Source organism: Holdemanella sp. DFI.5.55, assembly GCF_020593575.1.
In the GTDB taxonomy this organism is placed as follows: Bacteria; Bacillota_I; Bacilli_A; order Erysipelotrichales; family Erysipelotrichaceae; genus Holdemanella; species Holdemanella hominis.
The window spans coordinates 58,078-64,542 of sequence record NZ_JAJDMK010000006.1; the positions used below are offsets into that span (position 1 = coordinate 58,078).

General features: G+C 34.0%; 6 protein-coding genes. All 6 read left to right on the forward strand.

Annotation, left to right across the window (positions count from 1 at the left end):
• Positions 1–50 precede the first annotated feature (50 nt).
• Positions 51–881: a transporter substrate-binding domain-containing protein gene (locus tag LJE08_RS02855; protein ID WP_227402360.1), complete on the forward strand. Its 831-nt coding sequence runs from the start codon at positions 51–53 to the stop codon at positions 879–881.
• Between the two features lie 2 nt (positions 882–883).
• A complete protein-coding gene (locus tag LJE08_RS02860) occupies positions 884–1,606 on the forward strand; it encodes an amino acid ABC transporter permease (RefSeq protein ID WP_117925227.1) in 723 nt (240 codons plus the stop codon).
• 10 nt (positions 1,607–1,616) lie between these two features.
• Positions 1,617–2,354 carry an amino acid ABC transporter ATP-binding protein gene (locus LJE08_RS02865; protein ID WP_117925229.1) on the forward strand — a complete coding sequence of 246 codons (738 nt, stop codon included), beginning with the start codon at positions 1,617–1,619 and terminating at the stop codon, positions 2,352–2,354.
• A 103-nt stretch (positions 2,355–2,457) separates the two neighbouring features.
• On the forward strand, positions 2,458–3,996 hold the full coding sequence (gene gpmI / locus LJE08_RS02870; RefSeq protein WP_217255979.1) for a 2,3-bisphosphoglycerate-independent phosphoglycerate mutase: 1,539 nt from the start codon (positions 2,458–2,460) through the stop codon (positions 3,994–3,996).
• Positions 3,997–4,087: 91 nt separating this feature from the next.
• Positions 4,088–4,774 carry a response regulator transcription factor gene (locus LJE08_RS02875; RefSeq protein ID WP_117926851.1) on the forward strand — a complete coding sequence of 229 codons (687 nt, stop codon included), beginning with the start codon at positions 4,088–4,090 and terminating at the stop codon, positions 4,772–4,774.
• A complete protein-coding gene (locus tag LJE08_RS02880; RefSeq protein WP_186999570.1) occupies positions 4,767–6,161 on the forward strand; it encodes a cell wall metabolism sensor histidine kinase WalK in 1,395 nt (464 codons plus the stop codon). Before LJE08_RS02875 ends, LJE08_RS02880 begins: the two co-directional genes overlap by 8 nt.
• Positions 6,162–6,465: the final 304 nt, after the last annotated feature.

A 6,465-nucleotide genomic window follows, 5' to 3' on the forward strand; every position in this document is an offset into this window, starting at 1 on the left:
CCGCATAGCTTTTTTCTATTCTTTGCCGATTAGAGAAGGAGAAAAGAAATATGAACTTTAAAAAATTAATGGCATCTGCCATGGTATGTGCTTTTGCACTAACAGGATGCGGATCAAACACAGCTACAACATCAGAAGATAAGGACACATTTGTCGTAGGAATGGAATGTGCATATGCTCCATTTAACTGGCAAACTTCTACAAAAACAGATACTTCTGTAAAATTAGGAAAATCAGGATATGCGGATGGATATGATGTGCAGGTTGCAAAAAAGATTGCGAAAAAATTAGGAAAAAAATTAGTCATTAAGAAAACATCATGGGATGGATTGATTCCAGCTTTAGAGGGTGATGAAATCGATGCGATTATCGCTGGTATGACTAAAGATAAAACACGTGAAGAAGGAGCTGACTTTACAACTCCATATTATGATTCAAAGGGAATGATCATGATTGTTCGTAAAGATGGTGAAGAAGCTGGATATACAGATATTCAACAATTTAGTGGTAAAAATGTTGTTGGTCAAAAATCAACAAACTACGATGATGTCATTGATCAAATTAAAGGTGTAAATCACGTAACACCAAAGGCTACTTATCCAGAAATGGTATTGGCTTTACAACAACACGAAGTGGATGGGATTACTGCTGAAATGGCAGTTGCCAAAGGTGTTGTAGAAGCTAACCCAGACTTAACTATCATTCAGTTCGAAAATGGACATGGTTTTGATTGTGATACAACTGTTTCAATCGCATTAAAGGAAGGTTCTCGAGATTCTGAATTCTTCAAAAAGGTTCAAAAAGCATTAGATAGTATTTCGGATGAAGAACGTGAAGAAATGATGAAATATGCAGTTGAACACCAACCAACAGAGGATTAATTATGCGTATTGATTTTGCGAAAGCTTGGAACATATTTGTTCATAATTTGCCTCTTTTCCAATATGGAATTGAGATGACTTTGTTGTTCGCCTTTGTTGGTACGTTTGCAGGATTTGTCGTCGGCTTATTAGTCGGCGGCATTCGTGCGATTGAGATCAATGAATATGATTCAACGGGTATCAAAGTTTTAAAAAGAATAGGTAGAATCATTACGGGATTGTATATTTGGGTGTTCAGAGGTACACCAATGATGGTTCAAGCTATGTTTATTTACTATTTAGGAAAACCTGTGATTGGATGGACTCCGATTACAGCAGGTTTGATTATTATTTCAATCAATACAGGCGCTTATATGGCTGAAATTATTCGTTCTGGAATTCAGTCTGTGGATAAAGGACAAAATGAGGCCGCAATGTCTTTAGGTATGACAACGATGCAAACTTTGATGTATGTTGTATTTCCTCAAGCTATTAAAAATTCATTTCCTTCAATTGGAAACCAATTGATTGTAAATATTAAGGATAGTTCAATGTTGAATGTTATTACGGTAACTGAACTGTACTTCCAGACAACATCTGTAGCTGGAAGTAACTATCGTTATATTGAAACGTTTATGGTTTCTGCAGTTTTATATTTAATTTTAACAACACTTGCTTCTTTCTTATTGAATTATCTTGAAAAAAGAATGGATAGCGAAAGTAGCATGAAAGATTTCTGTAGCTAGGAGGATATTTATGGAAACAATTATTCAAATTCAACATCTCCAGAAACATTTTGGAAATCTTAAAGTATTAAATGATGTAGATTTCGATATTCATAAAGGAGAAGTGGTTACGATTATTGGATCGAGTGGATCTGGTAAAAGTACGATGTTGAGATGTGTAAACCTATTAGAAAGAATGGATGGAGGCCATGTTTTATATCATGGTAAGGATATTCTAAGTGGTCAAATGGATGTGAATGAATATCGTTCAAAGGTTGGAATGGTGTTCCAAAGTTTTAATTTATTTAATAATTTGACTGTTTTAGAAAACTGCATGTTAGGCCAGGTCCGTGTCTTAAAGAAATCGAAAGAAGAAGCAAAAGCCACAGCTTTAAAATTCTTAGATGAAGTAGGAATGAAAGAGTTTGCGAATAAGCCTAGTACTAAACTTTCTGGTGGACAAAAGCAACGTGTTGCGATTGCGCGTGCCTTGTGTATGGATCCAGAAGTGCTACTATTTGATGAACCAACAAGTGCATTAGACCCAGAAATGGTTGGTGATGTTTTGGATGTCATGAAAAAGTTAGCTGATGAAGGTTTGACTATGGTTATCGTTACACATGAAATGCAGTTTGCCAGAGAAGTTAGTGATCGTGTTATTTTTATGGATAAAGGTGTCATTGCAGAACAGGGTAGCCCAGAACAGTTGTTCGAGCATCCTCAACAAGAAAGAACACAACAGTTTTTATCTCGTTATCAAAGCCGTTAAGCGGCTTTTTCTTTTTGTGAAAAAATTCATTTGTTGAAACGAGTTCATTGAAAAAAGGCCTAGTTAGTGTTATATTATTATCGATTAATGGAGGAAAAATACAATGGAAAAAAGACCAGTAATTTTGGTTGTTATGGACGGTATTGGTATTCGTGAAGATAAGAAGAACAATGCTGTTGCATTAGCCAACAAACCAACACTTGATAAATTGTGGGCAGAATGTCCACATACACAACTTCGTGCTCATGGACTTGCAGTAGGACTTCCTACAGATTCAGATATGGGTAACTCAGAAGTTGGACACAACGCATTAGGTTGTGGACAAATTTATTCTCAAGGAGCTAAATTAGTTAACGAAAATATTGAGTCTAAAGAAATCTTCAATTCTAAAACTTGGAAGGATTTAGCTGAAAATGCAAAAGACAGCAAAATGCATTTCATCGGTCTTTTAAGTGATGGAAACGTACACTCTAATATTTCTCACTTAAAGGCTTTGATTAAAGAATCTAAAAATGAAGGTATTAAGGAAGTTCGTGTTCATGCATTGCTTGATGGACGTGATGTTCCTGCAACTTCAGCTTTAGAATATGTAAATGATATTGAATCATTTATGGCAGAATTAAATGATGACAATTTCCACGCATGCATCGCTAGTGGTGGTGGACGTATGCAAATCACAATGGACCGTTATGAAGCTGACTGGTCTATGGTTGAGCGTGGATGGAAAATTCACGTAATGGGTGAAGGAAGACAATTTGCTTCAACTACAGAAGCTATTGAAACGTATCGTAAAGAATTAAATGTTGTTGACCAAGATCTTCCAGGATTTGTTATTGCGAAAGATGGTGCACCTGTAGGAACTATCGATGATGGAGATAGCGTTGTATTGTTCAACTTCCGTGGTGACCGTGCTCAAGAAATTTCTTTAGCATTTGATGGAGATGCTTCATTTGATAAATTTGATCGTGTTAAAGTTCCAAATGTTAAATTTGCAGGTATGTTACAATATGATGCAGACTTACAAATTCCAAAGAACTATTTGACGGAACCACCAAAAATTAAATATACATTAACTGAAGAATTGTGTAAACATGGTATTCGTGAGTATGCAATCAGTGAAACACAAAAGTATGGACACGTTACATATTTCTGGAATGGTAACCGTTCAGAAAAATTTGATGAGTCTTTAGAAACTTATGTTGAAATCCCAAGTGATGTAGTCCCATTTGAACAAAGACCTTGGATGAAGGCTGCTGAAATCACTGATAAATTGTGTGAAGCAATCGAAAGTGGAAACTATGATTTCATTCGTACAAACTATCCAAACGGTGACATGGTAGGACACACTGGAAGTTTACCAGCAACTATCATTGGTGTTGAATCAGTAGACTTAGAACTTGCACGTGTTATTGAATCTGTAAATAAAGTAAATGGTATTTTATTAGTTACTGCAGACCACGGTAATGCGGATGATGAAAGTAAGACTAGCCACACATTAGCACCAGTTCCATTCATCGTATACAATGCGGAATGTGAATTAAAAGAAGGCGAAGATCTAGGGTTGTCAAATGTTGCAGCTACAGTTTGTGATTTCTTAGGATTAGAACCAAATGAACACTGGAACCCATCTTTAAAAAAATAATTTAGATTATTAAGGAGTAATGTAAAAAAAACTTTACTCCTTTTTTACTTGCTTTCATGATAAAATGACAAAAAAAAAGAGGTTTGATTTTATGGAACGAGTCTTAATTGTTGAAGACGATGAAAATATTCGTCAATTATTAAAATTAACATTGGCTAGTTTTAATTATGAACTAGTTGATTTTGAAAATGGAAAAGATGCATATGATTATCTACAAAACAATAAAGTAGATTTAGCCATATTAGATTTGATGTTACCAGGCATGAATGGGTATGATATATTAAAATTTATTCGTTCAAAGGCAACGCTTAAAGATTTACCTGTTATTATCTTAAGTGCAAAAGATAAAGAGCTTGATAAAATCATGGGACTTGATTTAGGAGCTGATGATTATTTGACGAAGCCATTTAGTGTGTTAGAGCTTGCTGCTCGTATTCGTTCATTACTTCGTAGAAGTAAAAAGGATGAACGATTGATTCAAATACATGGCTTATGTATTGATTTAGATAAAAGAACGGTGACAATTCATGAAGAACCGATTGAATTGACATTTAAAGAATTTGAATTGTTGAAATATTTAGCTAAAAATGAAGGTAGAGCTGTATCACGAGAAGAGTTGATCAATCAGATTTGGGGATATGATTTTATTGGAGAAAGCAGAACACTGGATGTACATATTAACTCATTGCGTAAGAAGATGGGAAATGAATATGCACATTGGATTCAATCTGTAAGACAGGTTGGATATCGTTTTGTTGCTGAGGATCACAATGCATAAGAAGATTGTTCATTCGTTTTTAACAACTTTTTTGATCACATTTATCTTGGGCTTTGGTTTACTTTACGTGAGTTTATATAAAGCATCTATTTCTCAAAATCGACAATATTTAATGAATACGGTTAAATTGGTAAAAAACTTAGAAATAGATGATTTAAATACGACTCGTTTGGGTGATACTGTTAAATCGGAAGATATTCGTATCACAATTATTAAGCGAAACGGAAAAGTTTTATATGATAACTATAAAAATAGAATTCGTGAAAAACATCTGCAGCGTGAAGAGGTAAAACAAGCTATTGCTCAAGGTACAGGGACATGTATTCGTTATTCAGATACAATGCAACGTTCTTATTTATATATAGCTGACTATGAGGAAGATAATCAAACAATTGTTCGTTTAGCTATGCCATTTGATGGGTTGAGCCAATCTATTTCGATATTATTAGTACCATTTTTATTTAGTATTGCCGTATCTTTTATGGTGGTATTTGTTTTGTCTAAAAAAATGGCCAATGAAATTGTAGAACCTTTTAAAGATATCACAAATACAATTAATTCAACAAATATTTCAAAAGAAGTGCTATCGTTTCATAAATATAATTATCCCGAACTTTATGGAATCACAGATGCATTGACGAATATGTCCGAAGAAAATAAAAAATATTTAGAAAGACTGGAAAAAGAAAAAAAGGTTCGCCAGGAATTTTTTAGTAATGCGAGTCATGAATTAAAAACACCACTAACTTCTATACGTGGATATACAGAATTGATTCGTTCGCATACAATTCAGGATAGTGCTCAAATCGATACATGTTTAGATTGTGTTTTAAAAGAGAGTGACCATATGACACAATTGATCAATGATATTTTAACGATTTCAAAATTAGAAACAGAAGAGATGCAAGTCACATATTCGCATATTCAAGTAAAGAAATTGTTGGATTCTGTTGTCGAGACTTTAAAGCCACAAATTGAAGCGATGCATTTAAATGTTTATGTGAATGCGACAGAGTTTACAGTTTTTGCGAGTTTAGATCATATTAAAGGTATCTTCTATAATTTAATTTCGAACGCAATTAAGTACAATAAACAAAACGGACGAATAGATGTTGTTCTAAAGAAAAATCAAAAAAATATGTATTTTAGTGTGGAAGATACAGGTGTGGGAATTGCGCAAGAAGATCAGAGTCGAATATTTCAAAGATTTTATCGGGTAGATAAAGAACGCTCAAAAACAATACCAGGTACAGGTTTAGGTTTGTCGATTGTAAAACATGTTGTCTATTATTATCAAGGCAAAATCCATTTAACTTCAAAGGAAGATGTGGGAACTAAAATCACAGTTGAATTGCCTATTATTGTAAAAGAAATCCCAGAGAATTAGTCCAATGTCATTAAGTTAAGCAAATTCTTAAATTTATGAGTCTTACCTATAAACGGGTAGGGCTCTTTTTTTGTGCAAGAAGTGTAAAAAACACTTGACAAGCCAAAAACCGAAATTTTAAACATAATCCGAAGGAATTATAGAGGAGGATTTTCACCTATGATTCCAGATAAGATTTTAAATATTTTTAACCGTTCTATTAAAATCGTTTGCAGCAACATCGCTTGTTACTGCAATGACCCTGTTAGCGATTTTACTCGTAAGAGAAAACTGCCTGCTGAAACTCTGATACACTTTATTGTTC